Source organism: Marinospirillum alkaliphilum DSM 21637, assembly GCF_900119735.1.
In the GTDB taxonomy this organism is placed as follows: Bacteria; Pseudomonadota; Gammaproteobacteria; order Pseudomonadales; family Halomonadaceae; genus Marinospirillum; species Marinospirillum alkaliphilum.
The window spans coordinates 631,171-657,823 of sequence record NZ_FPJW01000001.1 but is presented as its reverse complement, the minus strand read 5'-3'; the positions used below and the strand labels follow the sequence as shown (position 1 = coordinate 657,823).

Annotated in this window: 30 protein-coding genes; 11 read left to right on the top strand and 19 right to left on the bottom strand. The window is 54.5% G+C overall.

The genetic code is table 11. The annotated features are described in order from the left end of the window. Positions 1 to 78: 78 nt before the first annotated feature. The 5 genes from BT114_RS03145 to BT114_RS03125 all read left to right on the top strand — a co-directional run bounded on the left by BT114_RS03145 (position 79) and on the right by BT114_RS03125 (position 5,329). Positions 79 to 1,050, top strand: coding sequence for a tripartite tricarboxylate transporter substrate binding protein (locus BT114_RS03145; RefSeq protein ID WP_072324823.1), 972 nt, complete (start codon positions 79 to 81; stop codon positions 1,048 to 1,050). An 11-nt stretch (positions 1,051 to 1,061) separates the two neighbouring features. After that, on the top strand, positions 1,062 to 1,541 hold the full coding sequence (locus BT114_RS03140; RefSeq protein WP_072324822.1) for a tripartite tricarboxylate transporter TctB family protein: 480 nt from the start codon (positions 1,062 to 1,064) through the stop codon (positions 1,539 to 1,541). Between the two features lie 33 nt (positions 1,542 to 1,574). Then, a complete protein-coding gene (locus BT114_RS03135; protein WP_072324902.1) occupies positions 1,575 to 3,068 on the top strand; it encodes a tripartite tricarboxylate transporter permease in 1,494 nt (497 codons plus the stop codon). A gap of 110 nt (positions 3,069 to 3,178) precedes the next feature. Next, positions 3,179 to 3,937: a TrmH family RNA methyltransferase gene (locus BT114_RS03130; RefSeq protein ID WP_072324901.1), complete on the top strand. Its 759-nt coding sequence runs from the start codon at positions 3,179 to 3,181 to the stop codon at positions 3,935 to 3,937. 51 nt (positions 3,938 to 3,988) lie between these two features. After that, complete coding sequence (locus tag BT114_RS03125) at positions 3,989 to 5,329, top strand: M48 family metalloprotease (RefSeq protein WP_084661826.1); 1,341 nt, start codon at positions 3,989 to 3,991, stop codon at positions 5,327 to 5,329. An 11-nt stretch (positions 5,330 to 5,340) separates the two neighbouring features. Here the strand turns inward: BT114_RS03125 and BT114_RS03120 are convergent, their stop codons facing one another. From BT114_RS03120 to fabD, 13 genes are all read right to left on the bottom strand, one after another. Beyond that, positions 5,341 to 7,428 carry an ATP-dependent helicase gene (locus tag BT114_RS03120; RefSeq protein WP_072324821.1) on the bottom strand — a complete coding sequence of 696 codons (2,088 nt, stop codon included), beginning with the start codon at positions 7,426 to 7,428 and terminating at the stop codon, positions 5,341 to 5,343. Next, complete coding sequence (locus tag BT114_RS03115; protein ID WP_072324820.1) at positions 7,425 to 7,994, bottom strand: DUF1285 domain-containing protein; 570 nt, start codon at positions 7,992 to 7,994, stop codon at positions 7,425 to 7,427. Before BT114_RS03115 ends, BT114_RS03120 begins: the two co-directional genes overlap by 4 nt. Next, a complete protein-coding gene (locus BT114_RS03110) occupies positions 7,994 to 8,674 on the bottom strand; it encodes a TetR/AcrR family transcriptional regulator (RefSeq protein WP_072324819.1) in 681 nt (226 codons plus the stop codon). Before BT114_RS03110 ends, BT114_RS03115 begins: the two co-directional genes overlap by 1 nt. 65 nt (positions 8,675 to 8,739) lie before the next feature. After that, positions 8,740 to 9,564, bottom strand: coding sequence for a TatD family hydrolase (locus BT114_RS03105; RefSeq protein WP_072324818.1), 825 nt, complete (start codon positions 9,562 to 9,564; stop codon positions 8,740 to 8,742). 20 nt (positions 9,565 to 9,584) lie between these two features. Continuing rightward, entirely contained in the window at positions 9,585 to 9,920 is a 336-nt protein-coding gene (locus tag BT114_RS03100) for a PilZ domain-containing protein (RefSeq protein WP_072324817.1), read from the bottom strand. Then, positions 9,913 to 10,896 (bottom strand): DNA polymerase III subunit delta', encoded by a 984-nt coding sequence (locus BT114_RS03095; protein WP_072324816.1) that lies wholly within the window; start codon positions 10,894 to 10,896, stop codon positions 9,913 to 9,915. The genes BT114_RS03100 and BT114_RS03095 overlap by 8 nt, the downstream gene beginning before the upstream one ends. After that, positions 10,896 to 11,552 (bottom strand): dTMP kinase, encoded by a 657-nt coding sequence (gene tmk / locus BT114_RS03090; RefSeq protein ID WP_072324815.1) that lies wholly within the window; start codon positions 11,550 to 11,552, stop codon positions 10,896 to 10,898. The genes BT114_RS03095 and tmk overlap by 1 nt, the downstream gene beginning before the upstream one ends. Further along, positions 11,545 to 12,618: an endolytic transglycosylase MltG gene (gene mltG, locus BT114_RS03085; protein ID WP_072324814.1), complete on the bottom strand. Its 1,074-nt coding sequence runs from the start codon at positions 12,616 to 12,618 to the stop codon at positions 11,545 to 11,547. Before mltG ends, tmk begins: the two co-directional genes overlap by 8 nt. Positions 12,619 to 12,630: 12 nt before the next feature. Next, a complete protein-coding gene (locus tag BT114_RS03080; RefSeq protein ID WP_072324813.1) occupies positions 12,631 to 13,482 on the bottom strand; it encodes an aminotransferase class IV in 852 nt (283 codons plus the stop codon). Between the two features lie 7 nt (positions 13,483 to 13,489). Continuing rightward, entirely contained in the window at positions 13,490 to 14,728 is a 1,239-nt protein-coding gene (gene fabF, locus BT114_RS03075) for a beta-ketoacyl-ACP synthase II (RefSeq protein ID WP_072324812.1), read from the bottom strand. Positions 14,729 to 14,879: 151 nt separating this feature from the next. Next, positions 14,880 to 15,113, bottom strand: a complete 234-nt coding sequence (gene acpP / locus BT114_RS03070; RefSeq protein ID WP_072324811.1) for an acyl carrier protein — start codon at positions 15,111 to 15,113, stop codon at positions 14,880 to 14,882. A 131-nt stretch (positions 15,114 to 15,244) separates the two neighbouring features. Further along, on the bottom strand, positions 15,245 to 15,994 hold the full coding sequence (fabG, locus tag BT114_RS03065; RefSeq protein WP_072324810.1) for a 3-oxoacyl-ACP reductase FabG: 750 nt from the start codon (positions 15,992 to 15,994) through the stop codon (positions 15,245 to 15,247). An 11-nt stretch (positions 15,995 to 16,005) separates the two neighbouring features. After that, a complete protein-coding gene (fabD, locus tag BT114_RS03060) occupies positions 16,006 to 16,950 on the bottom strand; it encodes an ACP S-malonyltransferase (protein WP_072324809.1) in 945 nt (314 codons plus the stop codon). Between the two features lie 200 nt (positions 16,951 to 17,150). Here fabD and BT114_RS03055 point away from each other — a divergent pair, with 200 nt between their 5' ends. Together BT114_RS03055 and BT114_RS03050 are read left to right on the top strand one after the other, a co-directional pair. After that, on the top strand, positions 17,151 to 17,549 hold the full coding sequence (locus BT114_RS03055) for a DUF6627 family protein (protein WP_072324808.1): 399 nt from the start codon (positions 17,151 to 17,153) through the stop codon (positions 17,547 to 17,549). After that, entirely contained in the window at positions 17,542 to 18,513 is a 972-nt protein-coding gene (locus BT114_RS03050; protein ID WP_072324807.1) for a PA2778 family cysteine peptidase, read from the top strand. Before BT114_RS03055 ends, BT114_RS03050 begins: the two co-directional genes overlap by 8 nt. Positions 18,514 to 18,532: 19 nt before the next feature. On the opposite strand, the gene BT114_RS03045 is transcribed toward BT114_RS03050, so the two are convergent. Together BT114_RS03045 and BT114_RS03040 are read right to left on the bottom strand one after the other, a co-directional pair. After that, a complete protein-coding gene (locus tag BT114_RS03045) occupies positions 18,533 to 18,850 on the bottom strand; it encodes a hypothetical protein (RefSeq protein ID WP_072324806.1) in 318 nt (105 codons plus the stop codon). A gap of 72 nt (positions 18,851 to 18,922) precedes the next feature. Next, positions 18,923 to 19,645: a pseudouridine synthase gene (locus BT114_RS03040; protein WP_072324805.1), complete on the bottom strand. Its 723-nt coding sequence runs from the start codon at positions 19,643 to 19,645 to the stop codon at positions 18,923 to 18,925. Between the two features lie 54 nt (positions 19,646 to 19,699). Between BT114_RS03040 and hisC the strand changes: the two genes are divergently transcribed. After that, complete coding sequence (gene hisC / locus BT114_RS03035) at positions 19,700 to 20,764, top strand: histidinol-phosphate transaminase (protein ID WP_072324804.1); 1,065 nt, start codon at positions 19,700 to 19,702, stop codon at positions 20,762 to 20,764. A gap of 279 nt (positions 20,765 to 21,043) precedes the next feature. Continuing rightward, positions 21,044 to 22,396: an NADP-specific glutamate dehydrogenase gene (gene gdhA / locus BT114_RS03030; protein WP_072324803.1), complete on the top strand. Its 1,353-nt coding sequence runs from the start codon at positions 21,044 to 21,046 to the stop codon at positions 22,394 to 22,396. 70 nt (positions 22,397 to 22,466) lie between these two features. Here gdhA and BT114_RS03025 read toward each other — a convergent pair whose 3' ends face one another. The 3 genes from BT114_RS03025 to BT114_RS03015 form a co-directional block, all read right to left on the bottom strand. Then, positions 22,467 to 24,107: a methyl-accepting chemotaxis protein gene (locus BT114_RS03025; protein ID WP_072324802.1), complete on the bottom strand. Its 1,641-nt coding sequence runs from the start codon at positions 24,105 to 24,107 to the stop codon at positions 22,467 to 22,469. 204 nt (positions 24,108 to 24,311) lie between these two features. After that, entirely contained in the window at positions 24,312 to 24,953 is a 642-nt protein-coding gene (gene msrA / locus BT114_RS03020; RefSeq protein WP_072324801.1) for a peptide-methionine (S)-S-oxide reductase MsrA, read from the bottom strand. Position 24,954: 1 nt separating this feature from the next. Further along, a complete protein-coding gene (locus tag BT114_RS03015; RefSeq protein WP_072324800.1) occupies positions 24,955 to 25,443 on the bottom strand; it encodes a hypothetical protein in 489 nt (162 codons plus the stop codon). A 111-nt stretch (positions 25,444 to 25,554) separates the two neighbouring features. On the opposite strand from BT114_RS03015, the gene BT114_RS03010 reads away from it, so the two are divergent. Beyond that, a complete protein-coding gene (locus tag BT114_RS03010) occupies positions 25,555 to 25,995 on the top strand; it encodes a universal stress protein (protein WP_072324799.1) in 441 nt (146 codons plus the stop codon). A gap of 20 nt (positions 25,996 to 26,015) precedes the next feature. Here BT114_RS03010 and BT114_RS03005 read toward each other — a convergent pair whose 3' ends face one another. Next, positions 26,016 to 26,300: an antibiotic biosynthesis monooxygenase family protein gene (locus tag BT114_RS03005; RefSeq protein ID WP_072324798.1), complete on the bottom strand. Its 285-nt coding sequence runs from the start codon at positions 26,298 to 26,300 to the stop codon at positions 26,016 to 26,018. 100 nt (positions 26,301 to 26,400) lie between these two features. On the opposite strand from BT114_RS03005, the gene tusA reads away from it, so the two are divergent. After that, positions 26,401 to 26,646 carry a sulfurtransferase TusA gene (gene tusA / locus BT114_RS03000; protein ID WP_072324797.1) on the top strand — a complete coding sequence of 82 codons (246 nt, stop codon included), beginning with the start codon at positions 26,401 to 26,403 and terminating at the stop codon, positions 26,644 to 26,646. Positions 26,647 to 26,653 lie beyond the last annotated feature (7 nt).

Below are 26,653 nucleotides of genomic sequence, written 5' to 3'. Positions count from 1 at the left end.
ATCTTGTTGAACTGAACCCCGCTTCTTAAATTTCTTTCCGTTACACCTTATAACGACAACAAACGACGGAGAGATTCCATGAAAACCCTGTCTGCCGTGGCGCTTGCCTGTGCCACTCTGCTTGCACCTGCCTTGCATGCCTCTGACTGGAAGCCAACCCGCGCCATTGAATACATTGCCCCGGCCAATCCCGGCGGCGGCTGGGATACCCTGGTTCGCACCACCTCTGCGGTGATTCAGGCCGAAGGCCTGGCGGATCGTAACCTGGCGCCCATCAACATTCCCGGTGGTGGCGGTGCTGTGGCCTGGGCACAGATTGCCCGCGACAACCGCAATGACCACAAGATCTTTGCCACCAGCCCACCAATCATTCTGGTACCACTGGCCGGCACGTCCCGTTTTAACCATCAGGATTTCACACCGCTGGCCCGCCTGATCACCGACTACTCGATCCTGCTGGTCCACAAGGACTCACCGCATCAGACCGCCAATGATCTGTTTGCAGCCATCAAAGCCAATCCGCGTCTGAGTGTCGGCGGTGGCTCTGCTGCCGGATCCATGGACCACATTTCACTGGCTGGTGCTGCATCTGCTGCAGGCATTCCTGCCGCACAGGTGAATTACATCGCCTTCTCCGGTGGTGGTGAGGCCATGACCAATCTGCTGGGTGGACACATCGAAGCGGTCATCACTGGTGCTGGCGAAGCCCAGGGACAACTGGCCGGTGGTCAACTGCGTGCCATTGCAGTTTCTGCACCTGAGCGCCTGCAAGGCCCGTTGGCAGCTGTGCCCACCTACCGTGAACAGGGCATTGATTACACCTTTGATATCTGGCGTGGTGTGATGGGCCCCAAAAACATGCGCCCTGAAGCCGTGCGTTATTACGAACAGCTGTTTTCCCGGATGATGGAAACTGACAGCTGGCGTGAAGCCACCGAGCGTCTTGGCTGGCTGGATGCCTGGCAGGACAGTGCCACTTTCGGCGAATTCCTTGACCAGCAACAGGATCAGTTCCGTTCGGTACTGGCTGAGCTGGGCCTGCTGCGCTGAGGAAATCCATCATGACTCGACTCAACATCAACCAGTTGCTGGCTCTGTTACTGCTGGCCTTCTCGATCGGTTACCTGATTCTGGCATTCCAGATTCCAGCCTTTGCGATTCCGAGACCAGTGGACTCCGATGCCTTTCCCAAGTTGCTGGGCTTCCTGATGCTGGGGCTGTCCTTACTGTTGTTTCTGGAAAAACCTGCGGCAGCCGCGCCGCAGGATTCCGAGACAACATCACAACATCCGGTGAGTGGCCGCAAAGAAATTGTGCAACTGGGTCTTACAGCCGTGAGTATTCCTGTTTATGCCCTGTTGATTGAGCCGCTTGGATTTGTGTTGGCATCCCTGCTACTGGGTACAGGGCTTGCATGGCTGTATGGCTACCGTCGCCATGGCATCAACCTGCTGGCCATGTGCCTGGTGGTACTGCCGCTCTACCTGTTGCTCAGCAAGGTGATGGGCATTTACCTGCCCACCGGTCCACTGCCTTTCTGAACCCTGACATCTCGCTTCCAAGGTTACTGAATGATGGATGCTTTGAATAATTTGATGTTCGGGTTCGGCATCGCGCTGGATCCGATCAACCTGATGTACGTATTCATCGGTGTATTTGCCGGAACCCTGATCGGTATGTTGCCAGGACTGGGCCCGATCAGTGCACTGGCACTGATGATTCCGATCACTTTTAATCTGCCTCCGGCCACGGGTCTGATTCTGATGGCCGGGGTTTATTATGGTGCCATTTTCGGCGGCTCCACTTCTTCAATACTGCTGAATGCACCTGGTGTGGCCGGGACGGTGGCAACCTCCTTTGATGGCTACCCCATGGCCCGCCAGGGCAAGGCCGGCAAGGCACTGGCCATTGCTGCTTATGCCTCTTTTATCGGTGGAACCCTGTCGATTCTTGGTCTGATGCTGATTGCTCCGCTGTTGTCCAAGGTTGCTGTCAGCTTTGGTCCCACCGAATATTTTGCACTGATGGTGCTGGGGCTCACGGCAGTGGTCAGCCTGTCTGACAAATCCCTGATAAAAGGCCTGATTGCTGCTGTGCTGGGCATGATGATTTCGATTGTGGGCATGGATCTGCAGACCGGGACTGAACGCTACACCTTCGGCACCCTGCAACTGATCGAAGGGATCGATTTTCTGGTGGTGGCCCTGGGTATTTTTGCCCTGGCAGAAGTCTTTTACATGCTGCTGAACCCGCAGAGAAAAAATACACCCCGCAATCAGATCGGGTCACTGAAGCTCAGCGGAGCAGAAGTGAAAGAGATTGCGGCCCCCATCGGCCGCAGCTCCATTCTGGGATTTTTCACCGGGGTGTTGCCCGGTGCCGGTGCCACCATTGGCTCCTTTCTGGGTTACAGCATGGAAAAACGCCTGGCAAAGGATGGCAATACCTTCGGCAAAGGCAATATCAAGGGTGTTGCAGCACCGGAGGCTGCCAACAATGCAGCCTGTGGTGGCTCCTTTGTGCCACTGCTGACGCTGGGTGTACCTGGCTCAGGAACCACAGCCGTATTGCTTGGTGCCTTATTGGTGATGGGAGTCACACCTGGCCCGATGATGCTGGAACAACGCCCGGAGGTTTTCTGGGGAGTCATTGCCAGCATGTATGTCGGCAATCTGTTCCTGCTGGTGCTGAATCTGCCACTGATTCCCTACATTGCCAGAATCCTGGATGCCCCTCGCCCGCTGCTGCTGTCACTGATCCTGATTTTTTGCATGGTAGGTGTTTATGGCATCAGTTTTAATACCTTTGATCTGGTGATGCTGCTGATTTTTGGTCTGATCGGTCTGGCCATGAGGCTTTACGGCTTCCCGGCTGCACCACTGATTCTGGGCCTGATTCTTGGTGCACTGATGGAAGAATCCATGCGCCGGGCACTGCAGATTTCCGGCGGTGACTGGAGCATTTTTCTCAGTAAACCCATAGCACTCACCCTACTGCTGCTGGCTGCCCTGTCACTCTTGCTGCCACTGTTGCGTAAATTACGCCGCAATCGCCAGCAGCCGCTCTGAAACACCGGCTGTAACCTCCCTCAGTCATCAGGTCGGAATCCACCGGCCTGATGACTTCACTCCCTGATTGGCTGATAATGGGCCGCTTTTACAGCCATCAAGTGACTGCCATGCTCAGCAAGAACCAGATCCGTCAGGTGCGTGCCCTGCACCGCAAAAAAATGCGTCGTGAAGAAGGCCGGTTTCTGGTGGAAGGTGAAAAGGTGGTGGCTGAATTACTGGCTTCCAACTGGCCAGTACAGGCCCTTTATGCCACCCCTGAGTTCATTAACAGTTACAGCGCCCTGATCCGGCAGGCTGGCATCACTGCCGTAGCATGCACAGCAGATGAACTGACCAGCATCAGTACCCTGATCAGCAATGATGCGGCACTGGCGGTGGTCAACTGCCCTGCCACTGCCAGCTTCACCTCCCTTGCTGAAAACCCCTGGATACTGGCATTGGATGGTATCAATGATCCCGGTAATCTCGGCAGCCTGCTGCGCATTGCTGACTGGTATGGCATTCGCCAGTTGGTGTGTTCTCCGGAAACAGCGGAGTTGTTTAATCCCAAGGTGATTGCCGCTTCCAAGGGGTCTTTTTTACGGGTTGCCGTCAGTTATCAGCCACTGGATGCCTTTTTTGCATCCCTGCCACAAGATACCCAGGTGTTAGGTGCTTATCTGGATGGCGCTTGCATCCATAATTTCCAGAGTGCTGGCCAGGGCGGTGTGTTGTTGATGGGCAGTGAAGCCCATGGTATCAGTAGTGCATTGGCACCCTTTGTAACCCACCGAATCACCATTCCAGCCTTTGGTGCTGCAGAATCACTGAACGTGGCCGTGGCTGCTGCAGTCATATGTGACAACCTGTGCCGCCTTCAATCCTGAACCGGAAGTCAACTGGATCAGGTTTCAATACTGTTAAAGAGGACACAACAGATGAAAGATCAGGAACTCCAATCCATGAATCTGGCCGATGGCAAGCTGACCCGTCGGCAGTTGCTGTGGCTGATGGCCATTGCCAGTGGTGGTGTGATGACTGGTTGCTCGGTGAACCCGGTCACCGGCAAGCGTGAACTGGTGTTGATGTCTGCCTCTGATGAACGCCGAATTGACCGGCAACATGCACCACACCAGATTTCCGCTGACTATGGTGTGACGCAGGATGCTCAACTTCAGGCTTATGTTGCCGGCATCGGTCAATCCATCGGTCGCCGCTCCCATCGACCGGAAGTGGATTACAGTTATAACGCTCTGAATGCCAACTACATCAATGCCTACGCCTTCCCTGGCGGCACCATTGGCATCACGCGCGGTATTCTACTGGCCATGGACAGTGAAGCAGAGCTGGCGGCTTTAATTGGTCACGAGGTAGGCCATGTGACGGCTCGTCATACGGCCCAGCGCATGACCAAACAAACCCTGGCAGGTGTTGCTGTTGCAGGGGCTGGTGTTGCTATCGGCAGTCGTACCAGTGATACCACCACCGCCCTGGCGCTGGGTCTTGGCGGTATTGCTGCCGGTGCCCTGCTGGCAACTTACAGCCGTTCCGATGAGCGCCAGGCTGATTCACTGGGTATCGAATACATGACACGTGCCGGTTATTCACCGGATGGCATGGTTGACCTGATGAACATGCTGCAAAGCCTGTCGAACAGCCAGCCCAGCGCCATTGAACAAATGTTTTCTTCGCATCCGATGAGTTCCGAGCGTTACCGGGATGCCCAGCGTGAGGCCACCGGCCGTTATGCCAGTCATCGCAGCAAACCCATGCACCGCGAGCGTTACATGGACAATACCGCTGGGCTGCGCCGTATCAGCTCTGCCATCCAGCGCCAGCAACTGGCAGAAATGCACCTTGGCCAGGGACGCCATGCTGATGCGGTAACCGCACTGGAGTCATCGCTGCAAGTGGCCCCACAGGATTACACCGGGCTGGTGATGCTGGGCAAAGCCTGGATGATGCAGGAGCGTTATGACCAGGCTGATCGTTGGTTACAGGACGCCATCCGCGTTTATCCGCAAGAAGCTCAGGCACAGCACCTTTCCGGTGTTGCATTACTGCAGCAAAACAAACCGGATGCAGCACTGAATCGCTTTCAGACGTACAAGCGCCTGTTGCCTGGCAATCCCAACACCGACTTTTTCATCGGTGTCAGCCATGAGCGCCTGCAGCAGATCCCGGAAGCAACAGCAGCTTTCCAGAGTTTTCTGCAACAGGGTGGCTCCGGTCAGCAGGCTGAGTATGCCCGGGCGCGCCTGAACAGCTGGGGTGCTTAACTGCGAAAGGCTTAACTGACTCCAGACTCTGCTACTGGAGCAGATTGCAGTTCTGGCAGGGGTCGCTCACTGACCGCCTGCCAGTAACGGCGCAGCAGTGCAGGATCACGTACCTGCAAGGTTGAAGGCCTGGTTGTTTCTGCCTGAACCTCCAGGCAGGCAGCCAATTGCCGGGCATCCTCCAGAGCTGCTTCGGCAAGAAAACGGCTGGGTTGCCCGGTGGCATCACTGCGCACTAACAGCAACCAATGACGTGCACGCGTCATGGCAACATAAAACAGCCGACGCTCGGCCTCTTCTTCAGCCGGTGTCAAGCGACTGAAACCGGAGGTGTAGGGAAAATCCCCTTCATTCAGGCCATACACGGCCACCCAGTCCCATTCCAGCCCTTTGGCCGCATGAACGGTGAGGATCACCACACCCGGCTGCTGTTGTCCGGACTGATTTGCAATACCCTCCTGACGTGCCAGCTCCAGCTCTTCTATCCATTGCTGCAGATTTTCAGCGGCACTTTTTTCAGCATAACGCCTGAGCCCTTCAATCAGTCGCAAGGCTTCTTCCGCAGCTTCTTTGCTGGATGCTGTTTTGCGTAGCTGCTCCAGTGCATCGGTTTCCTGCAACACACGGCGAATAAAAGCAGCCGGTTGCAGGCGGGTGGCCAGTCGAGCCAGACGCTGCAACACTTTCAGGCGCTCGTTGATGCGCCGCGCCCTTGCCGCAGGCATGCGTTCAATGCAGGCTGACAAAGCGGCTTTCCCCTGAATGCGAGCCTGTAACAGCGCCTGGCGCTCCTGCTCACTGAGGTAGAGTGTGGGAAAGCTGATTAACTGGTAAAAATCCTGCTGTGCATCCGGGTGGCTGTAGTTGATCTGCATGCCTTCCTGACTGTGCAGTGCCAACCGGGCATAAGCCAGCAGGCCGCGAATCTGCGGACGATTGAAAATAAAGTGTTCCTGGCGTGCCAGCGAAAAAGGTTTATGAGCCTTGAGCAAGGCCAGTTGCACATCCAGACTCTGTGACCAACTGCGCACCAGCACTGCGGCCTGACCCTGCGGATGTGTTGTCCGCCAGCCATCCAGTTGCTCCAGTAACCACTCAGCGCCCTGCCCCTGCTGCAGGTAGGTGGGCGGGCTGGTGTCTGCCGCCAGGGTTAATTGATCAGGGCGCTCACGGTTATGGCAGATCGCCTGATTGGCGGCCAGCGCCAGACCGTGACCAAAGCGGAAGGTACGGGTCAGTGGGTAGTCCCTGACCTGTAAAAAATCCTGCTGAAAACGCCGCAGCATGTATTCAGGACGGGCACCACGCCACTCATAAATACACTGGTCCACATCCCCGACAACCATCACCTGGGCCTGGCCAGCAAGGCTTTTTAACAGCACCTGCTGCACTTCATTGATGTCCTGGTATTCATCCACGATCAGATGATCCAGATACCCCTGCAAACGGTTAATAAACGCCGGTTGTTGCTGCAACAGCCGCACCGGACGCCACAAGAGATCATCAAAAAACATCAGTCGCTGTTCTTCCAGCAGGTTTTCCAGCGCTTCAAAAGCAGCAGTGAAGTGCTTCTGGCCGGTCTCCAGACGCTCCAACACTTGTTCCGGTTCATCCAACCCACTTTTAACCAGCGTACAGAAGGCCTTGAAGGCTTCCAGTGCATCTTCTTCCAGCCAGGCCTGGGCTTCTTCACCCTGCTGTTCAGCCAGCTGGTTCAGGGCCTGACGGGTCAGTCGATCCACCATCCAGTCTTCCTGCTGCAGCTGGCGAGGCTGTAACACACCCCAGCGGCAGAAAGTCTGGGTTAAACGATGCCCCAGAGAGTGAAAAGTGCGTATATCCGGCAACAACAGCTGCAGGCCTTCTTCACGCAGGATTTCGGCACAACGATGCTGGAGTTTTTGCTGGAAATCTTCGCGGGCAGCCCGGTTATACATCACCACCAGCAGACGTGACGGAGGTACACCCTGCCGCAGCAGTTGCACCACCCGCTCGACCAGCGTGGTGGTCTTGCCGGAACCCGCCACCGCACGTACCCGTGCATGGCCCTCGGTATGCTGAATCACCGCCTGCTGCTCAGGCGTCAACCGTGCGCTCATGAGTCCAGTTCACCCAGTACAAAAGCGCAGCCACAACTGTTTAACTGCAGGCAGTTGCGACCCTTGATACTCACCATCTGTGCAGCATCAACCAGCTGATAAAACACCTGAGGCAAAATCCTGGCTTCCAGGCGGTCACGCACACGCACATAAGGGCGTGGCTGACCCGCTTCATCGGTCACCACACGCAGGGGATGGTCTGCATCCAGCAGAAAAGTATCACTGACGTTACTGGTCAGGCTGATCTGAGGGGTGTTTGCTGTTTGTTGAAGGTCTGCCGTGACGATCAGAAAAGGCACTTCGGCCACCGCAACACGGACTTTTTCCACCGGTGTCACCAGATAATATTCATCATCTGCATCACGCCTGAGCAGTGTGGAAAACAAACGAACCAAAGCCGTACGCTCAAAAGGGTCGCCCTGGTGAAACCAGCGACCCTGAGCATCAATGCCAAGACCGATATCCAGCACCCGTTCAGGATGCCAGGCATGGATGGGTGGCAAACCCTTTTCACCGGGGTTTTGCTCGATGCGGCTTGCCAGTTGTTGCAGGATGGATAAAGACATCAGTGACTGACTGGAGGCTGGCCCACTGGGTTTTCAGTGCGTTTTTTACCACGCTGACCCCGGTTACCCAGGCGCACACCAATATCCATCATAAAGCGGAAAAACTCATCCTTGTCCTGAATCACATCCTGAAAGAACTCGGATTGATACAACACTGCGGCACCGTGCACAAAGGCCCAGGAGGCGCAGTAATGGAAATAGGGTGGCACTTCTTCCAGCAGACCCGCTTCCATGCGTCCGCCAATCAGATCGGACAGGCTTTCCAGGTTTTGCGCCCGGAAGCGGTGTAACTCCTCGATCATGTCTGGAATCACATTGGCCTTCACCAGCTTTTCTTCCAGCCGGTTGAACAACAGGTACTTGGCCGGTTCCTGCATGCGGAATTCAAAATAGGCGCGAGACAGGGCTTCCTTGTCTTCAGCAATGTTCGGCAGTTTGAACAAAGCCGCCATTTCACGCTCATAATCCAGCATCAGGCGCAGGTAGATTTCTGCCTTGGTGCTGAAATGTTTGTAGATGGTGCCTTTGCCGATGTTGACCTTTTCGGCAATCATTTCCACCGTAACCTTGTCTTCACCCTGCTCCAGGAACAGCTCCAGTGCAGCTTCGAGTATGCGGGCTTCACGCTGCCGGAACTCTCTGACCCGCCGGGCCTGTTTTTCGACTGGTGATTCAGCCATGTCCTGCTCCTCAGAATGTGACTTTTTTATCTTTTTCAGTCACCAGATTACCTGCCTTTGCTCACTCAGGCAAGGGGACGAGACGTGGCCGCAGACTGGCGCAGGGCCAGTGGGAACAAGCGAAAGAAGTTTTCTGTGGTCTGTTGCGCCAGGAATTCAGCATCAATACCACGCAGTTTGGCGATGAACTCAGCCACATCACGAACATAACCTGGCTCATTCTGCTTGCCGCGATGCGGTACCGGTGCCAGATAGGGAGAGTCGGTTTCCACCAGCAAACGATCCAGCGGGACCAATGCAGCCACTTCACGCAAGGCATCCGCCGAATGAAAGGTCACTATGCCGGAAAAGGACACATACAGGCCCATGCCAATCACCTGACGGGCAAAGTCCAGATCCTCGGTGAAACAGTGGATGACCCCCTGCCCCCCTTTTTCACAGAAGGGTTTCAGCAATGCCAGGGTATCTTCACGGGCGTCACGGGTATGCACCACCACAGGCTTGTTTAACACCAGCGCAGCATCCAGATGGCGCTGAAAATAGTCTTTCTGCAGTGCCTGCTGTTCAGCGCCGTAATAATAATCCAGCCCGGTTTCACCCAGTGCCACGATATCGGCTGCAGCCCCCCACTCAATCAACTGCTCAGTCGATACCGGCTGTTCGGGTTCGTGCAAGGGATGCAACCCCAGCGTCAGACTGACATCATCAAAGGGCTTGCTGATGTCGCGCAGGTGGCTGATCTGCCAGGGATTCACATTGATGCAGAGAAAGTGCCCAACGCCCCGCTGACGTGCGGTATCGAGCACTCCGGAGAGACCAGTGGCCTCACCACTGCGGGTTGCAGACAATTTCAGCATGTCCAGATGGCAGTGGGAATCAACCAACCACATGAGTTCTCCAGTTTTTACAATTAAATGGTATGTGTGGGTTTATCGCTGTTCAGCAAACCTGCCAGCAGACCTTCGATATAACGGCGCGGAGAATCCTCATCTTCCACAAAATGAACACCTACACCAGGCAATTTACGGCCCTGGGCACCAACTGGGGTATGCCAGACCATGGTGCCGGTTATTTCCAGCGGCGGTTCATCCTCTGGCATCTGCACCGTAACATGAACCAGATCACCGGGCCGGAAGGTACGGCTGGTGGGCACAAACAGGCCACCCCGCTTCAGGAAAGGCATGTAATGAGCATTCAAGGACTGCTTGTCTTTCAGAACCAACGTCAAGGGTTTGACTTCACTCATGACCCATCTCCTGTGTCAGGCTGATCAAAAGGTTTTCTAAAAACAGCTCAGTATTCGGATTGGATTGAAGCTGCAGATGCAGTTGGCGCAGCCCCTGTTCCAGATTTAATAACTGCCGGACACCCAACAGCGCATTCAACTGCTGATACAGGGGCAACTGACGGCTGTCCTGCACAGCAGCATCACCCAGCAGCCTCAAACGCAGGCTATCCGCCAGCCAGGCTTGCAGACAGTTTAACAAGTCTCTTAAAGGAATGCTTTTAAGACGTGCCGCCAGATCCACTGGATCAGCGCCTCGCACCAGCGATTCAATCACCTGCTGGATTGCCTGTCGCTGGTGTTCTGCTTCACCTTCAGCCAGTTTCAGCGCTTGCAAGGGGCGGCCACTGGCCGCTTTTAACAGTATCTGCGGGCTCTGGTCCTCACTCAACTGAGCACGCAACCATGCCTGACCCTCGACTAAAGTCGGCGCTTTCACTGCCCACTGCTGGCAACGACTGCGTAATGTGGCGGGCAAACCGGAAGGCCGGTCACTGACCAGCAGAAACAAAGTACGCGGTTCAGGTTCCTCAAGGGTTTTCAGCAATGCATTGGCAGCATTGATATTCAAGGCTTCAGCAGGCCAGAGCAAAACCAGTTTGTAGCCCCCCTGCTGAGCTGTTTTCTGCACCTGACTGCTGACTTCCCGCACCTGATCAACCTTGATCGCCTTGCCTTCACTTTCAGGTTCCAGTTGGTGCAAGTCAGGGTGAAAACCACTGGCCAACAACTGGCAATCCTGACAATGGCCGCAGGGATGACCGCCATCAGGCTGACGACAAAGCACCTGATGCGCCAGTGCACGCGCCAGCGTACGCTTGCCCAGCCCAGGCAGGCCGGTAATCAACAGTGCGTGCGGCAGGCGGCCTTCATGCAATTGTTGCATCCACTGCTGCCAGATCTCGGCATGCCAGGGTAATGCCTGAGCAGGCTTCATCAGTCGCTTACCTCATTCATCCACTCGCTCAACAGTGGCTGCAGGTACTCAGTCAACTGTGCCTGCACCTGAGGCAAGGCCAGTGAAGCATCCACGACCCGAAAACGTAGGGGGTGCTCCAGGGCTCGCTGCAAGTAGGCATCACGTACACGCTGGAAAAATGCCTGCTGCTCCTGTTCAAAGCGGTCACGCTGCTGTCCACGTTGGTCAACACGCTGAGAAGCCAGTTCCACTGGCATATCCAGCAGTAGCGTCAAGTCTGGTTCCAGCCCTTGTTGCACCAGTGATTCCAGCTGCTCTATGACCTGCTGATCCTGACCCCGCCCGCCACCCTGATAAGCATAGGTGGCATCCGTAAAGCGATCACAGACCACCCACTGACCGGCATTCAGAGCTGGTTGAATGACTCTTGCCAGATGCTGGGCACGCGCCGCAAACATCAACAACAGCTCGGTGATGTCTGCAGGTGTTTCATCACCCCGGTTAAGCAGCAATCCACGAATCGCTTCAGCAAGTGGGGTACCGCCTGGCTCACGGGTACGGATAAAAGGAATACCGGCAGTCGTTAACTGCTCACAGAGCCAATTCAGGTTGGTGGTCTTGCCGACCCCTTCCCCACCCTCCAGAGTGATGAAGCGGCCATGCCGGTTATTCATTTTCACCACCCCCGGCACCCTGGTTATCTGGTGCTGCAGGCCAGGAGCGATAGCCTTCACGCCGATTCAACTGAAACTCGCGCACCGCTCGGTTGTGTTCTTCCAGGGTGCGGGAAAACTGGTGGGTGCCATCGCCCCGGGCCACAAAAAACAGCGTCTCGCCTTCAGCCGGATCAACACTGGCACGCAAGGCCGCCTCACCCGGCATGGCAATCGGTGTCGGTGGCAAACCACGAATCACATAGGTGTTCCAGGGCGTGGCTTCACGCAAGTCGCTGCGAGTGATGCGCCCTTGATAACGCTCACCCATGCCATAAATAACCGTTGGATCTGTTTGCAGGCGCATGCCCTTGTGCAGTCGACGCACAAACACACCCGAGATGTCCCGACGCTCATGAGGTGCGCCGGTTTCACGCTCAATGATGGAGGCCATGATCAAGGCATCATAAGCATTACGGTAAGGCAAGCCTGCCTGGCGAGTGTCCCAGACTTCTTCGAGGAGTTGCCGCATACGGCGATTGGCCAGCCGGAGCAGATCCAGATCCCTCATGCCTTTGTGGTAGGTATAGGTATCCGGAAAAAACCAGCCTTCTGCCGCCTCTCCCGGCATGCCCACCGCTTCCATGATTTCAGCTTCAGACCACTCAGCGGTGACTGCTTCCAGCTTTTCAGCCTGTGCCAGAGCACGACGAAACTCACGAAAGGTCCAGCCTTCCAGCAATGTCAGACGATAGGTGATGACCTCACCGGCTTGCATGCGACGATGCAGCTCTCGCAGGGTCAAAGGCGATTCAAGACGGTACTCACCTGCACGAATGGGAGCCACATCACTGTTGAGCCGCAGCCAGATCCGCATTGGCAGCGCAGTGGCAATCACACCTTCCTGCTCAAACTGATTCAGCAGGCTGATGAAACTGCGCCCGGGTGCCACTTCCAGCACCTGGGATGATTCGAGGTTCAACTCGGGGTTCAGGTGTTTGAAAAACCAGCTGGCAGTGCCGGCAACAGCAACAGCCATTACAAACAGCAGCAACAAGCCAATACCTGAAAAAAACTTTTTGATCATGTCACCTGCCTGTCAGATCAGGGGAAGCCCCAGCGAAGGATGGAAGTCTGCCATTAATCTGCGGGTTTGTGGCCCCACCCGCCAGCGCGCCAGACAGCCTGCTGTGCCATGCAGCTCTGTAACCGGCCAGATACCCTGAAGGCTGTTGCAAAGCAATACTTCTTCTGCATCCAGCAAATCCTGCAGCTGGTAAAAACCTTCCTCAACACCTTCGTCCTGCAGTGTTGCCAATATCTGGCGACGCATCACACCTGCCAAAGGGCCCGCTGCCAATGCAGGGGTATGCCAGCACCCCCTGGCAAACCAGAACACGTTACGGGCAATTCCCTCCGTGATCTGACCCTTTTCATCATGGTGCAGAGCTTCATTGTAGCCGCTGGGGCAATTGATGGATGCCAACACCTGAGTTAAACGATTCAGGTGTTTACTGCTGGTTTCAGCAGCAATACCAGGAGAGGGTTGCCACCAGCAACTGATGCCTTGATAGGCCTCTGACTGGATGGTAAGTGGGCGAGCATGAAGAAAGCGGTGCCAGACCAGATCTGGTGAGCGCTGATAACCTCGCCCACCGGGGCCTGCCAATAGCATGACCTTGACCATGCCATCTTGCTGCTGAGTGGCCAACTGCTGCATTTCTTGTTGCAGCAGCATCCAGTCAATCACATCCAGCGGCAGGCGTAAGGCTTGCAAACCAGACTGCAAACGCCAGAGGTGATCCTCAAGGAATACCACCTGCCCGTCAGCAACTCGCAGGCTGGTAAAAACACCCTCACCAAAAGCCAGTGCTCGACTGACCAACAACCAGTCAAGATCAGCCGGTGAAGGTGCGTGGCCGTCCAGCAAAATAACAGTCTGGCCGCTCATCAAGCACTCAGATCTTGCTGAAAATCAGACTGCCGTTGGTACCACCAAATCCAAAGGAATTGGACAGGGCATGGTCAATTTTCATCTGGCGTGCAGTGTTCGGCACATAGTCCAGATTGCAGCCTTCCTGCGGGTTGTCCAGGTTGATGGTCGGTGGTGCGACCTGATCACGAATGGCCAATACGCTGAACACCGCTTCAACCGCACCAGCAGCGCCCAACAGGTGACCGATCATGGACTTGGTGGAACTGACAGCCACCTGGCTGGCTGCTGCACCCATCACAGACTCCACCGCACGACTTTCAGCAATATCACCAGCCGGTGTGGAAGTGCCGTGAGCATTGATGTAGTTGATGACTTCTGAGTTCAGTCCGGCATCACGGATGGCATTACGCATGGAAGCAGCAGCACCGCGCCCATCATCCGGTGGCAGCGTCATGTGATAAGCATCATCACTCATGCCAAAACCTGTCAGTTCCGCATAAATACGAGCACCGCGAGCTTTGGCATGCTCGTACTCTTCCAGCACCAGCACACCAGCACCATCACCCAACACAAAACCGTCACGGTCTTTATCCCAGGGACGACTGGCCGCCTGAGGGTCGTCATTGCGGGTAGACAGCGCACGGGCAGCAGCAAAACCACCCAGACCCAGTGGAGTACTGGCACACTCGGCACCGCCACAAACCATCACATCTGCATCACCATAAGCAATGGTACGCGCTGAATAACCGATGTTATGGGTACCGGTGGTGCAAGCGGTGGTAATGGCAATGTTTGGGCCTTTGTAGCCATAACGGATGGCCAGATTGCCGGAAATCATGTTGATGATGGAACCCGGCACAAAGAAGGGAGAAATCTTGCGAGGACCACCCTTTTGCAGGGATTCGTGGTTCTTTTCAATCATTGGCAGACCGCCAATACCGGAACCAATGGCACAACCGATGCGGTCAGCATTGGCTTCAGTGCACTCCAGCCCGGAATCTTCAATGGCCTGCACCGCAGCGGCCATGCCGTACTGGATAAAGGTATCCATTTTGCGGGCATCCTTGATCGGCATGTATTGCTCAACATCAAAGCCCTTGACCTGCGCACCAAAGCGGGTACTGAAGGCAGAGGTATCAAAACCTTCAATGGGTGCCACACCGCTGCGGCCAGCCAATATGCCGTCCCAGGTTTCTTTCAGGGTGTTTCCCAATGGGCTAACCAGCCCCATGCCCGTCACTACCACTCGTCTGCGCGACATGCCCTTCTCCTATACGAATCAGTGAGTCAGAAAAATTGGCGGGAATTATACCCCAGAAAATGAAAAACCGCTGCACCCTGAGGTGAAGCGGTTTTCGGCAAGTATCAAAGCCAGGAGGCTTTGTACCTGATGGACCTGAGTCCGGAGAAGCTTACTGGTGAGCCAGAACGTAGTCGATGGCTTCCTGTACGGTGGTGATCTTCTCGGCTTCTTCATCCGGAATTTCGGTCTCGAATTCTTCTTCGAGAGCCATAACCAGCTCTACAGTGTCCAGAGAATCAGCGCCCAGGTCCTCGACGAAGGAGGAAGAGTTCTGAATTTCCTCTTCTTTAACACCCAGTTGTTCGGCGACGATCTTTTTTACGCGCTCTTCGATGGTACTCATGACGTTAGGTTACTCCTGGTTAGAGTCTTGCCGTGCGATTGGTAGAAATTGCACGGTAGTTTATAAACCGGAGCGGACTGTTGCAACAGGAAAACAGGTTTTCCAGTTAAAAAAGTCCACCCCGAAGAAAATCAACGCATGTTCATGCCGCCATTAACATGCAGGGTTTCACCGGTGATATAAGCAGCCGGCTCACTGGCCAGAAAGCCCACTGCAGCAGCAATTTCTTCCGGCTGACCAAGACGTGCCAGCGGCACCTGCTGCTTGAGAAACTCCTTTTGAGCTTCCGGCAACACCTCGGTCATATCGGTGGCAATAAAGCCCGGTGCCACAGCATTCACAGTGACGTTACGAGAGCCCAGCTCACGCGCCAGCGAACGGGTAAAACCTTCCATACCGGCCTTGGCAGCAGCATAGTTGGCCTGCCCCATATTACCCATGGTGGCAACCACAGAACTGATATTGATGATGCGACCCCAGCGTGCCTTGGTCATGCCACGCAGGCAGGCCTTGCTGGTGCGGTAAACAGACTTGAGGTTGGTGTCGATAACATCATCCCACTCCTCGTCTTTCATACGCATCATCAGGTTATCTTTAGTGATGCCGGCATTGTTTACCAGAATCAGCGGTGCAGCATACTTTTCAGTGATCGCCTTGATAACCGTTTCAACAGATTCGGCATCGGTGACGTTCAGCAACATGCCTTCACCTGTCACACCAGCAGCCTTCAAACCCTCGGTTATATTGGCAGCACCGGATTCACTGGTAGCAGTACCAATAACAGTGGCACCCATACGCCCCAGTTCCAGCGCAATGGCACGACCGATACCACGACTGGCACCAGTAACCAATGCAACCTTACCTTCCAAATTCTGACTCATTGCGTCCTCCGTTACTCTGCACGCAGCAGTTCAAGTGCAGCCTGAACCGATTCCGGATCATTCACTGCCAGTGAGCGGGCTGATTTGACAATACGCTTGTTGAGACCGACCAGCACTTTGCCAGGGCCACACTCAACATAGGTATCCACACCCTGGGCCGCCATGAATTCGATGCTTTCAATCCAGCGCACTGGGCGATAAAGCTGTGCCACCAGGTTTTCACGGATGGCTGCCACTTCAGTTTCCGGGGCAGCATGAACATTTTGCACCACCGGAACACGCGGCCTATTCAACTGAATCAGGTTTAATTCGTTGGCCAGTTTTTCTGCAGCAGGACGCATCAACTCACAGTGAGAAGGCACACTGACCGGCAGCGGCATGGCTTTTTTGGCACCCGCAGCCTGACAGGCCGCAATGGCACGCTCAACCGCTTTTACCGAACCGGCAATCACGATCTGACCAGGCGCATTATAGTTAACTGCAGCAACCACTTCACCCTGTGCCGCTTCAGCACAGGCCTGCTCAATCTGTGCAGCTTCAAGACCAAGGATAGCCGCCATGGCACCCTGCCCCTGTGGCACTGCAGCCTGCATGAACTCACCACGGGCACGCACCAGGCGCAGGCCGTCAGCAAAATCCATCGCACCACTGCAAACCAGTGCAGAATACTCACCCAGGCTGTGACCGGCAACCCAGTCAGGACGTGCGCCTTCCAGTTCTTTCCAGACGCGCCATACAGCAACGCTGGCAGCCAGAATGGCCGGCTGGGTGATATCAGTACGATTCAGCTGTTCTGCCGGACCTTCCTGCACCAGTTGCCAGAGGTCGTAACCCAGCGCAGTGGACGCCTCTTCAAAAGTTGAGCGCACAACCGCATAACGCTCGGCCAGTTCAGCAAGCATCCCGATCTGTTGGGAGCCCTGTCCGGGGAAAATAAAGGCCAGGGTAGAAGCCATAAGTCACCTTATTCCTGTACTCAGCTCAGTATCATGGGCGCGCATTCTAGCACAGCCTCGGCAGAAGGCTATGCTTCTTGCCTGCTTTTGGTTTTTTTGGTGGCAACAAAGAACACCAGCCCCGTTGCCAGCTAGCGTCGTTCTTGCTTTTTTGGTCAAAATTGATAGTTTGATGAAACTCATTCCCCGGAGTCGACACCATGAAATTCTTTTTCAAAACCCTGGCATTTGTACTGATCAGCCTGTTAATGCTTTCACCACTACAGGCAACAATGATCAGCAATCAGCAGCTTCTGGAGCAGCAGCAACCATCAAACAAGCAGTCCGCCCTGACGGCCAGCACCACAGCTTCACTGACAGAACGCCAACAAACACTGCAACAGCAACTGGTAAGCCTTGGTGTTGCGCCACAATTGGCTGAAGAGCGCATCAGTCGCCTGACCCCGGAAGAAATTGCATTACTGGAACAACAACTGGACGAGCTACCCGCTGGCTCAGGCCTACTGGGTGCTGCATTGATCGTCTTTGTGCTGTTTGTTATTACCGACATGCTGGGTGCTACAGACATTTTCCCTTTTGTCCGCAGTATCAATGATTAAAACACCCCGCTACGGTCTATTGCTGCTTTTACTGACGGCATGGCTGATCGGGTGCACCACTCAATCCACCGTGCCGCCCACCACACCGGACGGGCAGGCCTTACCCACCCGGCACCTCATCACAACCCTGCCTTTTTTCCCACAACAGGCGTTCCAGTGTGGGCCCGCTGCACTGGCCACACTCCTGGTTTTTCAGGATATTGATATCACACCGGAGGAATTGATTGACCAGGTTTATTTACCGGCACGCCAGGGCTCATTACAAATAGAGTTGTTAGCCAGTGCCCGTCAGCGGGGCCTGATCCCTTACCCACTGGAGACCCACCAACAACTGCTGCAGGAAGTTGCTGCCGGACACCCAGTGCTGGTCTTTCAAAACCTTGGCCTGAGTCTGCAACCTGTCTGGCACTTTGCTGTCATCAGTGGTTACGACCTGGAACAGCGGGTGTTTTATCTCAACTCCGGCACCCGGCAAAATCATGTCACTGACTTTTCAACCTTTCACCACACCTGGCAGCGCGGTGGCAACTGGGCCTGGCTGCTCTTGCCACCAGACCAACTACCCGTATCCACAGAGCTGACCACCAGCTTGAAAGCCATCCATCAGTTGGAGCTAGCTGGCCAACCCGAGATAGCGGCCACAGCTTATCAAGTCAGCATGCTGCGCTGGCCTGAAGCACCTTTACCACGCCTGCTATTGGCCAATATTGAATACCAGCTTGAACGCCCCGCCAGAGTCGCTGAACTGTTAAACGAGGCGCTGCTACTGGAGCCCGGCCTGGTTGCAGCCTGGCACAATTTTGGACAAGTATTAACGCAACATACTGAATGCAAGGCAGAAGCAGCCAGGGCACTGAGCTGTGCCGCCCGACTACAGGGAAGAGAGGATACGAACTTAATGGAAAAGCAGTCTCACGGGAACTGCCCGTTAAAAACACCACCCGCCTGCCCGGCGGGTGATTAAGTGTACTTTTTAACCGGGACTATTTATTACGACCCGTTTTTACATCCATGTACTCACGCTGTATCACTGTTTCCAGTGCATTCACAGCATCCACCAACTCCTGGAAAACAATACGGCGATTCTGCAACTCGTGAACCGCTTCCAGGGTTGGCGCATCAGAACCTGTGCGACTCGCCAGGTCCAGCAGTTCCTTGACGTAATCTGCGCGCGCACGCGCCACCATGGTTAATAACGGACGCAAATCCTCCAGCGCCAACTCCGGAACCATCGGGTTGATAATGTCTCGATTAATGCTTTTGCGCAGTGTTTCCAGCTCGATCAGCAGGCGATTTTTCATGCCAATTCCTTCTTGTCAGTCAACCTGATGTTACCCTGGCAGCGAGTATAACCCGAAGCCCCTGAAAAAACCTTACCCAGCAGCCCCAAGCTGCTGCACCTCTTCCTGCGTCAGTTCGCGCCACTGCCCGGGTGCAAGTTCACTTTCATTCAGCCACAAATCACCGATCGCCTCTCGATGCAGTGCCTGCACATGATTACCCAAAGCTGCAAACATCCTGCGCACCTGATGATAACGCCCCTCCGTTATGGTCAGGCGCACCTGTTGATCCTCCAGACGCTGCAAAATGGCCGGTAGCGTTGGTGTATCTTCACCCTCCAGCAGCAGCCCCTCCAGCACTCGTTGTTCAGCATCAAGCACCAGCGGCTCAGCCAGCAGCGCCCGGTATACCTTGGGCTTGCGATGACGCGGCGAAGTGATGCGGTGCAGCCACTGACCATCATCCGTCAGCAACATCAGGCCGGAAGTATCCACATCCAGCCGCCCCACCGGGTTGATTCGTTCCAGCGCAGGAAGATCCTGCAACAGGTCCGTCACCAGTGGATGATGACTGCTTTTACTGCTGCACTCATAACCCACCGGCTTATTCAGCAGCAGATAACGTAAACCCACTTCCACCAGCGGCTGATCCAGCCAGCACACCTGATCTTCCGAAGCCACCTGGCGTCCGGAATTTTTCTCCACCACACCATTAACACTCACCTCACCCCGATGCAGTGCTTTTTTAGCCAGACTGCGAGTCAAACCAGTGGTGGTCGACAGAAATTTATCCAGACGTTGAGTTTTCCCAGACATAGGGTTTAATCTTCTCTTCTTTTACTTTGCCAATGACGCACAAAAGGTTATTTCATGAGCCGCTTCTGGAGCCCAATTGTTCACCGCCTGACCCCCTATATTCCCGGAGAGCAGCCGAAAATCCCCAACCTGATCAAACTGAACACCAATGAAAGCCCTTACGGCCCTTCACCACGTGCCCTTCAGGCGATTCGCGATGCTGCGCAGGATACACTAAGACTCTATCCTGATCCTCAGGCACAAGATTTAAAAAACGTGCTGGCAGACTACTGCGGGCTGACAGCCGACCATCTTTTTGTCGGCAATGGCTCGGATGAAGTGCTGGCACTGGCGTTTCAGGCCTTGTTAAAACAGCAGCAGCCCCTGCTGTTTCCGGATATCACTTACAGTTTTTACCCGGTTTACTGCCAGCTTTACGAAGTGGAGTACCGCCAGATTCCGCTGACCCAGGACTTCAGCATCAACCCGGATGACTACAATCAGCCCAACGGCGGCATTATTTTCCCCAACCCCAACGCCCCCACCGGCAAGGCGTTGCCACTGAATGCCATTCGTAAGCTGCTGGAAAACAACCCCAACTCAGTGGTCCTGGTTGATGAGGCCTATGTTGATTTTGGCACCGAGTCAGCATTGACCCTGATTCCAGAGTTCCCCAACCTGCTGGTCACCCAGACCTTTTCCAAATCCTGGGCGCTGGCCGGCCTGCGTGTTGGTTTTGCTGCAGGGCATCCAGACCTGATTGAAGCACTGAATCGTGTGAAAGACAGCTTTAACTCCTACCCACTGGATCGTCTGGCACTGGCTGGAGCCATTGCCGCAGTGCAGGATGCTGACCACATGCGTGCAAGCTGCCGTAAGGTCATGGACTCACGGGAAGCATTAAGCCAGGCACTGACTCAACTGGGTTTTGAAGTACTGCCTTCCGGTGCCAACTTTGTGTTCGCCCGCCATCCGGCCCACGAGGGCGCCTGGCTGGCCCAACAGTTGCGGGAGCGCGCACTGCTGGTACGCCACTTCAACAAACCCCGCATTGATGCCTTTTTACGCATCACCCTGGGCACGCCAGAACAAAATCAGGCACTGATCACAGCCTTGCAGGAAATATTAGAAAACAGCTGAGACCTCCCCCTTCATACAAGGCAGCCTTGATGGCTGCTTTTTTTTCGTTTGCTGCCAATCAGCCCATGCCGCACCAGCATAGTGCATACTCTAGACGCATAGTATTGTGATGCGCTATATTAATGCACCTTAAAAAGCAGTGGTTTTAAGGAGCGCGTCATACAAGGGATTGAGAATAGCTGCTTTTTGCATGGCTGATTCAATATCGGCAAATTTTTGCACAAAACTGGAGCATGCATTTAAAGCATGCCAACTACTTCAATCTACCAAGGAACCTTCATGCCCTACGTTCACGATACCCTTGCCCGCCTTCAGAAAAGCAGCCCGGCTCAGACTGAGTTTTATCAGGCTGCTGAAGAAGTGCTTGAGTCCATCCGCCCACTTCTGGATAGCGACAAACGTTATCGTGAAGCCAGCATCGTTGAGCGTATTGTTGAGCCTGAGCGCCAGATCATGTTCCGTGTCACCTGGATGGACGACCAAGGCAAAATTCAGGTCAACAAGGGTTATCGCATACAGTTCAACTCTGCCATTGGCCCATACAAGGGTGGCCTGCGCTTCCACCCCAGCGTTAACGCCGGCATCATCAAATTCCTTGGTTTTGAACAAATCTTCAAGAACTCCCTGACCGGCCTGGCCATTGGCGGCGGCAAGGGCGGTTCCGACTTCAACCCCAAGGGCCGCTCCGACGCAGAAATCATGCGCTTCTGCCAATCCTTCATGAGCGAGCTCTATCGCCACATCGGCGACACCATTGACGTACCAGCTGGTGATATTGGTGTGGGTGGTCGTGAAATCGGCTACATGTACGGCCAGTACAAGCGCCTGACCGGCAGCTATGAGGGTGTACTGACCGGCAAAGGCCTGAACTGGGGTGGTTCACTGGTGCGCACTGAAGCCACCGGTTATGGTGCGGTTTATTTTGCTGAAAACATGCTGAACAGCCGTAACGACAGCCTGGATGGTAAAACCTGCCTGGTTTCCGGTGCTGGTAACGTAGCCATCTACACCATCGAAAAGCTCTATCAGATGGGCGCACTGCCGGTGACCTGTTCCGATTCGCAAGGCACCATTTATCATGCCGATGGCATTGACCTGCCATTGCTGAAAGACCTGAAAGAAGTACGCCGCGTTTCGCTGGAAGAGTATGTTAAAGCCCATCCGAAAGCCCGCTACATCCCAGTTGCTGATTACCCCAAGGATGGCCACGCGGTATGGCGCTTTGAAGCTCAGGCAGCCTTCCCTTCTGCCACTCAGAACGAACTGACTGCTGCTGATGCCAAGGCTCTGCTGGCCAATGGCGTGGTTTGTGTCAGTGAAGGTGCCAACATGCCCTCCACAGCAGAGGCGGTGGACCTGTTCCTGGACGCACGCATTGCCTATGGCCCGGGCAAGGCTGCCAATGCCGGTGGCGTTGCAACCAGCCAACTGGAAATGGCCCAGAATGCCAGCATGACCCGCTGGACCTTTGAAGAAGTTGACACTCGCCTGCAAGGCATCATGAAAGGCATCTTTGAGCGCAGCCATGAAACTGCCAAAGAGTTTGATCAGCCCACCAACCTGGTGCTGGGTGCCAACATTGCCGGCTTCCGCAAGGTTGCTGATGCCATGATCCAGCAGGGCTGCGTCTGAAACTGAGACCTGTCCGCCAAACAAAAACGCCGACTCTATGGAGTCGGCATTTTTTTATGGGCCTGATCAATCAGCTTTGCGGTGCGTAGCCCACCCGAAAACCACCCCAGTGTTTGCCACGAATAAAAATGGGTACGGAAAGGTCGTGCACCACTTCCCCAGTATCCCGCTTATAGGTCTGCACCAGCAGCTCACGGGTATTCTGGGCGCAACGACTGCCTGTTGGATCTTTGAAAATTCGCTTGCTGCGACTTTTCACCAGATCAACGGCCGGATCACCGGTCGGATCATGGGCATAATCGTCGTTATGGGTTGGCACATAACCCTTGCGGTCAAAAGCAATGGCATATGAAAGACCACCCGGAAAGGATTTGCGCAGTGGCTCCTGCAACCCTGGCAAGTTTTTGTCGGTGAAGGCATCAAAAGCCGTGCGGTATTTCACAGGGTCAGTTCCCGGTACCGGCTTGTAATCAGGCTCAAACAGGTCTCGCTCGGAAAAGTCACCGCGCTGCACCGCCTGTTCCAGCATTTCAGACACCCGATCTGCAGCCTGGCGCGCCAGCTTGTAAGCCTGCTGATGACGCGAGTCGATGCGCTGAACGGCCAACTCGGCATTAATGCTTTCTGCAGCATCCATCAACTGCTGAGCCTGTCTGGCCAACTGATGCATGTCACCATTACCACTGGTGATCTGCTCGGTCAGTTGCACCAGCTCCCCCGCGATCTGCTGCACATGCTGATGACTTTCTGACACAGCACCCGCAATCGAGTTGATCTGCTGCTCCACTTCATCAAACTGACCAGCCATGGATTCCAGGCGACCACCCACCTCTTCAACGGCTCCGGCACCACCAGCCACCTGCTTCATCAGGTGACCAATGCTATCCACCACTTCATGGGTGCTCTTCTGAATCTCATGTACGATCTCTTCCACCTGGCGCGTTGACTCAGAGGTGCGACTTGCCAGACTGCGCACTTCATCCGCCACGACAGCAAAACCACGACCATGCTCACCGGCACGCGCAGCTTCAATGGCTGCGTTCAGTGCCAACAGGTTGGTCTGTTCCGCAATGCCTTCGATCACCTGAGTGACCTTCTGGATACTGGAGCTCTTTTCATTCAGCAGCTCAATCAAATCCAGAGCCTGCTCAGAGCGCTCTGACAGATCTCGCATGTCCTTCATCAGGGAAGCCAGGGCATCACGACTGTGGAAGCTGTCATCCCGTGCATGTGCAGCCATGGCAGCAACATTGCCGGCATTAACGGATACCTGCTCAATGGCCACGGAAATGGAGCCCATGGTATGGGTAATGCTGGATACTGCATTCTCCTGCCAATCCAGACGCTTATCCATCACATCAGCATGGTGTGAGACTTCAGCGGTGGAAATGGCAGTCAAGCTGGCACGACCTGCCAGTTGAGCTGCCATTTTCTTTAACGAGAGGTATTCTGCTGCCGGTTTATCCAGTTGCTGGCTGTTGATCTGCTCCAGATCGGCCGATCGAGCCTTGTAAATCTGCACCAAAGGATCATCAACTGTTTTTCCTGACTTGCCCGCACCAGCAGCCGGGGAAAAAGATAAGAGGCCTCCTGCCAATAACAGCAATAAGCTGGCAACGGGCAAAGTCCAGGAGGCATCACCCACCAGCCAGACTAAACCGAGCGTACCCAGCAGAAACAGCCACCCAAGCAGCCGTAGAGAGTTGGTCATTCTGAAGCCCCTGTCTGTCTTTTTTATTGTGTGTTGCTTTTTATTATCAGCTAATCAGCCGTTTCTTAATTATTGCGCTACTTAATCTGGCAATAATCCAAGTCAGCCAAACACCGAGTTTAGGTTGATTGGGTTGGCTGACCAAGAGGGTAAAAGTGCAACTTTAGCCTTAATCGCATGTGCGAAAAATTCCCTCACCCGTTTTTATTTGTTTAATAAAGCCTGAAAAAACTGCTCCACCGATTGTTTTTTTGGCAAAGCCACGGCCTGGATATAAGGCTGTCCCGGATGAAGCGCAGCATAATTCTGATGCTCTTGCTCGGCAGGATAAAAAGCATCCAAAGGCTCCACAAAAGTCACAATGGGCGCTGACCAGGCAGGCAGACGATTTAACTCATGGATATAGCTCTCTACCTGCCTGCGCTCCGCTTCACTGGTATAAAACACCACTGAACGGTACTGAGGACCATGATCGGCTCCCTGATGATTCAGGTGAGTGGGGTTGTGCGCCACAGAAAAAAACACCCGTAACAACTGCCCACGCCGGATCAGTGCTGGGTCATAACAAATTTCCACCACTTCTGCATGCCCCGTTTGACCGGTACAAACTAGCGGGTAACTGGCATCTGAAGCACTACCCCCAGCATAACCCGAGGTGACAGAGAGGACGCCAGTCAAAGATTTAAACACGGCCTCAACGCACCAGAAACACCCGCCACCAAGCACCAGTCGCTGCACATCCCTTGTTGCATAAGCACCATCCATCAACTCCAGCTCAGGCGGCAAGGGAAAAGCATCCGGATCAACAAGGCGCTGCCCGGAATGGTGCTCTGCGAATAAAGTCATCTTAACTTCCTCCTGCTAATCGATTGGACAGATTAGGGCGTGGCACCGGGCGCACCGGTTCAGCCAGCATTGCCTGTACCACAGGGTGCAACACCTCCAGCAACCCGGTATCTCCTCGCTCATGCCACCAGAAACTCAGCGTAGCACTCCCCCACTCAACAGCGTGTGCATCTGCGGGCAAAAGCGTTAAAAAATGATCCAGCAACTGACGCTGAGCTTCTGTCAACAACTCAGGCGCACCTCGCACCCGCTCCCATCCATCAGTCCACAGTGCCCCGCGCTGCCGCCCCTCCTCACACCGCAACAGACACAAATAACCAGGCATTGCCGGCGCATCAGCAGGGCGCAACCAACGGTAAGCTGCACCTTCCAGCTTCAAACCCGGATCCAGTTGCTGGGAAGTCAGCGTAACCCTGATTCCCAGATGGCGAGCTTTTTCCCGTAGCATCACCAGACGCTTCTGGCGCGGACTGGGTTTCAGCATACTCATGGGTGACAAAACCAGTATCGCAGCAAGAACAAACCACCAGAAGGGACTCAATGACATGACCTCGAATTTTGGTTTATAGTGAATTCACCGATCCAGCAACAGGAAAGCATCATGAGTAACGACTACAGAAATATTCTGGTCGCCATCGACCTCTCCGACGAATCCCGTAAAGTTCTCCAGCGCGCCAAAGAAATTGCGGCCCGTAACAATCAGGCCAGGATTTCTGTAGTGCACACCCTTGAACCCCTGGGGTTTGCCTACGGTGGTGATATACCAATGGATCTGACCAGCATCCAGGATCAACTGGACGCTCATGCCCGAAAGCGCATGAATGAGCTGCTGGAGGACATGAATATTCCGGAAGACAATCGCCATATCCTGGTTGGCATGCCGGACAGTGAAACCCATCGCCTGGCAAAAGAGCAAGAAGTTGATCTCATTGTTGTAGGCAGCCATGGCCGCCATGGTTTACAACTGCTGCTGGGGTCTGTTTCCAGCGGCGTGTTGCATGGTGCTCCCTGCGATGTGCTGGCAGTCAGGGTTGGCAAATAAACCAACCCCGCATCACCGGCTCAGAGAGGAGCCAGTAAGGTGACTTTCTCATCTGCGGCCAGCAAGCCGCAGATGCCTGCCAACAGCTGTTGCCGCTTTGCAGACTTCTCCCAGTCCTTCCAGGACTGTTCATTCTTCCACAGGGTAATAATCACCCGATGCGTGGGGCGCTGAATATCTTTTAAGGATTCGCCAGAGATGTAGCCAGGCATTTCCATGCAGCCTCGCAACAAGGCTTTTGCTGCATGACCATACTCTTCATCCAGCCCTTCCAGCAACTGCCGCTCTATCAATACCTTGATCATGCTCTTCTCCTGTCGGCCTCTACCTTGCCCTGAAAGAATAAATCACTGAAAATAAAATAAAGTTTATGCCTGCCCCGATATTTTTTCCAGAGGAAACCCCATGCCGGAATCAGTCGCTCCCGAACACCAGCACCAGTTGGATACATCAGGACTTTATTGTCCAGAGCCCGTGATGTTATTGCATGGCAAGCTGGATGAAGTGGATGCAGGCGAAGTATTGTTGGTGATCGCCACAGATCCGGCAACAACGCGGGACATTCCCAGGTTTTGCCAGTTTCTGAAACAAGAGTTACTGCTGCAGGATGAAAATAGTGAAGTGTATCGCTACTGGATCAAGAAAGCCTGAAGTTTCC

Coding starts and splice junctions, on each gene's coding strand:
- BT114_RS03125 (WP_084661826.1), top strand. CDS start 3,989: ATGAAAGATCAGGAACTCCAATCCATGAATCTGGCCGATGGCAAGCTG.
- BT114_RS03050 (WP_072324807.1), top strand. CDS start 17,542: ATGATTAAAACACCCCGCTACGGTCTATTGCTGCTTTTACTGACGGCA.
- BT114_RS03095 (WP_072324816.1), bottom strand. CDS start 10,896: ATGAAGCCTGCTCAGGCATTACCCTGGCATGCCGAGATCTGGCAGCAG.
- tmk (WP_072324815.1), bottom strand. CDS start 11,552: ATGAATAACCGGCATGGCCGCTTCATCACTCTGGAGGGTGGGGAAGGG.
- BT114_RS03140 (WP_072324822.1), top strand. CDS start 1,062: ATGACTCGACTCAACATCAACCAGTTGCTGGCTCTGTTACTGCTGGCC.
- BT114_RS03120 (WP_072324821.1), bottom strand. CDS start 7,428: ATGAGCGCACGGTTGACGCCTGAGCAGCAGGCGGTGATTCAGCATACC.
- BT114_RS03130 (WP_072324901.1), top strand. CDS start 3,179: ATGCTCAGCAAGAACCAGATCCGTCAGGTGCGTGCCCTGCACCGCAAA.
- msrA (WP_072324801.1), bottom strand. CDS start 24,953: ATGACTTTATTCGCAGAGCACCATTCCGGGCAGCGCCTTGTTGATCCG.
- BT114_RS03145 (WP_072324823.1), top strand. CDS start 79: ATGAAAACCCTGTCTGCCGTGGCGCTTGCCTGTGCCACTCTGCTTGCA.
- BT114_RS03110 (WP_072324819.1), bottom strand. CDS start 8,674: ATGGCTGAATCACCAGTCGAAAAACAGGCCCGGCGGGTCAGAGAGTTC.
- BT114_RS03115 (WP_072324820.1), bottom strand. CDS start 7,994: ATGTCTTTATCCATCCTGCAACAACTGGCAAGCCGCATCGAGCAAAAC.
- BT114_RS03010 (WP_072324799.1), top strand. CDS start 25,555: ATGAGTAACGACTACAGAAATATTCTGGTCGCCATCGACCTCTCCGAC.
- BT114_RS03015 (WP_072324800.1), bottom strand. CDS start 25,443: ATGAGTATGCTGAAACCCAGTCCGCGCCAGAAGCGTCTGGTGATGCTA.
- fabG (WP_072324810.1), bottom strand. CDS start 15,994: ATGAGTCAGAATTTGGAAGGTAAGGTTGCATTGGTTACTGGTGCCAGT.
- BT114_RS03025 (WP_072324802.1), bottom strand. CDS start 24,107: ATGACCAACTCTCTACGGCTGCTTGGGTGGCTGTTTCTGCTGGGTACG.
- BT114_RS03040 (WP_072324805.1), bottom strand. CDS start 19,645: ATGTCTGGGAAAACTCAACGTCTGGATAAATTTCTGTCGACCACCACT.
- BT114_RS03135 (WP_072324902.1), top strand. CDS start 1,575: ATGGATGCTTTGAATAATTTGATGTTCGGGTTCGGCATCGCGCTGGAT.
- tusA (WP_072324797.1), top strand. CDS start 26,401: ATGCCGGAATCAGTCGCTCCCGAACACCAGCACCAGTTGGATACATCA.
- acpP (WP_072324811.1), bottom strand. CDS start 15,113: ATGAGTACCATCGAAGAGCGCGTAAAAAAGATCGTCGCCGAACAACTG.
- mltG (WP_072324814.1), bottom strand. CDS start 12,618: ATGATCAAAAAGTTTTTTTCAGGTATTGGCTTGTTGCTGCTGTTTGTA.
- BT114_RS03080 (WP_072324813.1), bottom strand. CDS start 13,482: ATGAGCGGCCAGACTGTTATTTTGCTGGACGGCCACGCACCTTCACCG.
- fabF (WP_072324812.1), bottom strand. CDS start 14,728: ATGTCGCGCAGACGAGTGGTAGTGACGGGCATGGGGCTGGTTAGCCCA.
- BT114_RS03005 (WP_072324798.1), bottom strand. CDS start 26,300: ATGATCAAGGTATTGATAGAGCGGCAGTTGCTGGAAGGGCTGGATGAA.
- hisC (WP_072324804.1), top strand. CDS start 19,700: ATGAGCCGCTTCTGGAGCCCAATTGTTCACCGCCTGACCCCCTATATT.
- BT114_RS03100 (WP_072324817.1), bottom strand. CDS start 9,920: ATGAGTGAAGTCAAACCCTTGACGTTGGTTCTGAAAGACAAGCAGTCC.
- BT114_RS03055 (WP_072324808.1), top strand. CDS start 17,151: ATGAAATTCTTTTTCAAAACCCTGGCATTTGTACTGATCAGCCTGTTA.
- gdhA (WP_072324803.1), top strand. CDS start 21,044: ATGCCCTACGTTCACGATACCCTTGCCCGCCTTCAGAAAAGCAGCCCG.
- BT114_RS03045 (WP_072324806.1), bottom strand. CDS start 18,850: ATGAAAAATCGCCTGCTGATCGAGCTGGAAACACTGCGCAAAAGCATT.
- BT114_RS03105 (WP_072324818.1), bottom strand. CDS start 9,564: ATGTGGTTGGTTGATTCCCACTGCCATCTGGACATGCTGAAATTGTCT.
- fabD (WP_072324809.1), bottom strand. CDS start 16,950: ATGGCTTCTACCCTGGCCTTTATTTTCCCCGGACAGGGCTCCCAACAG.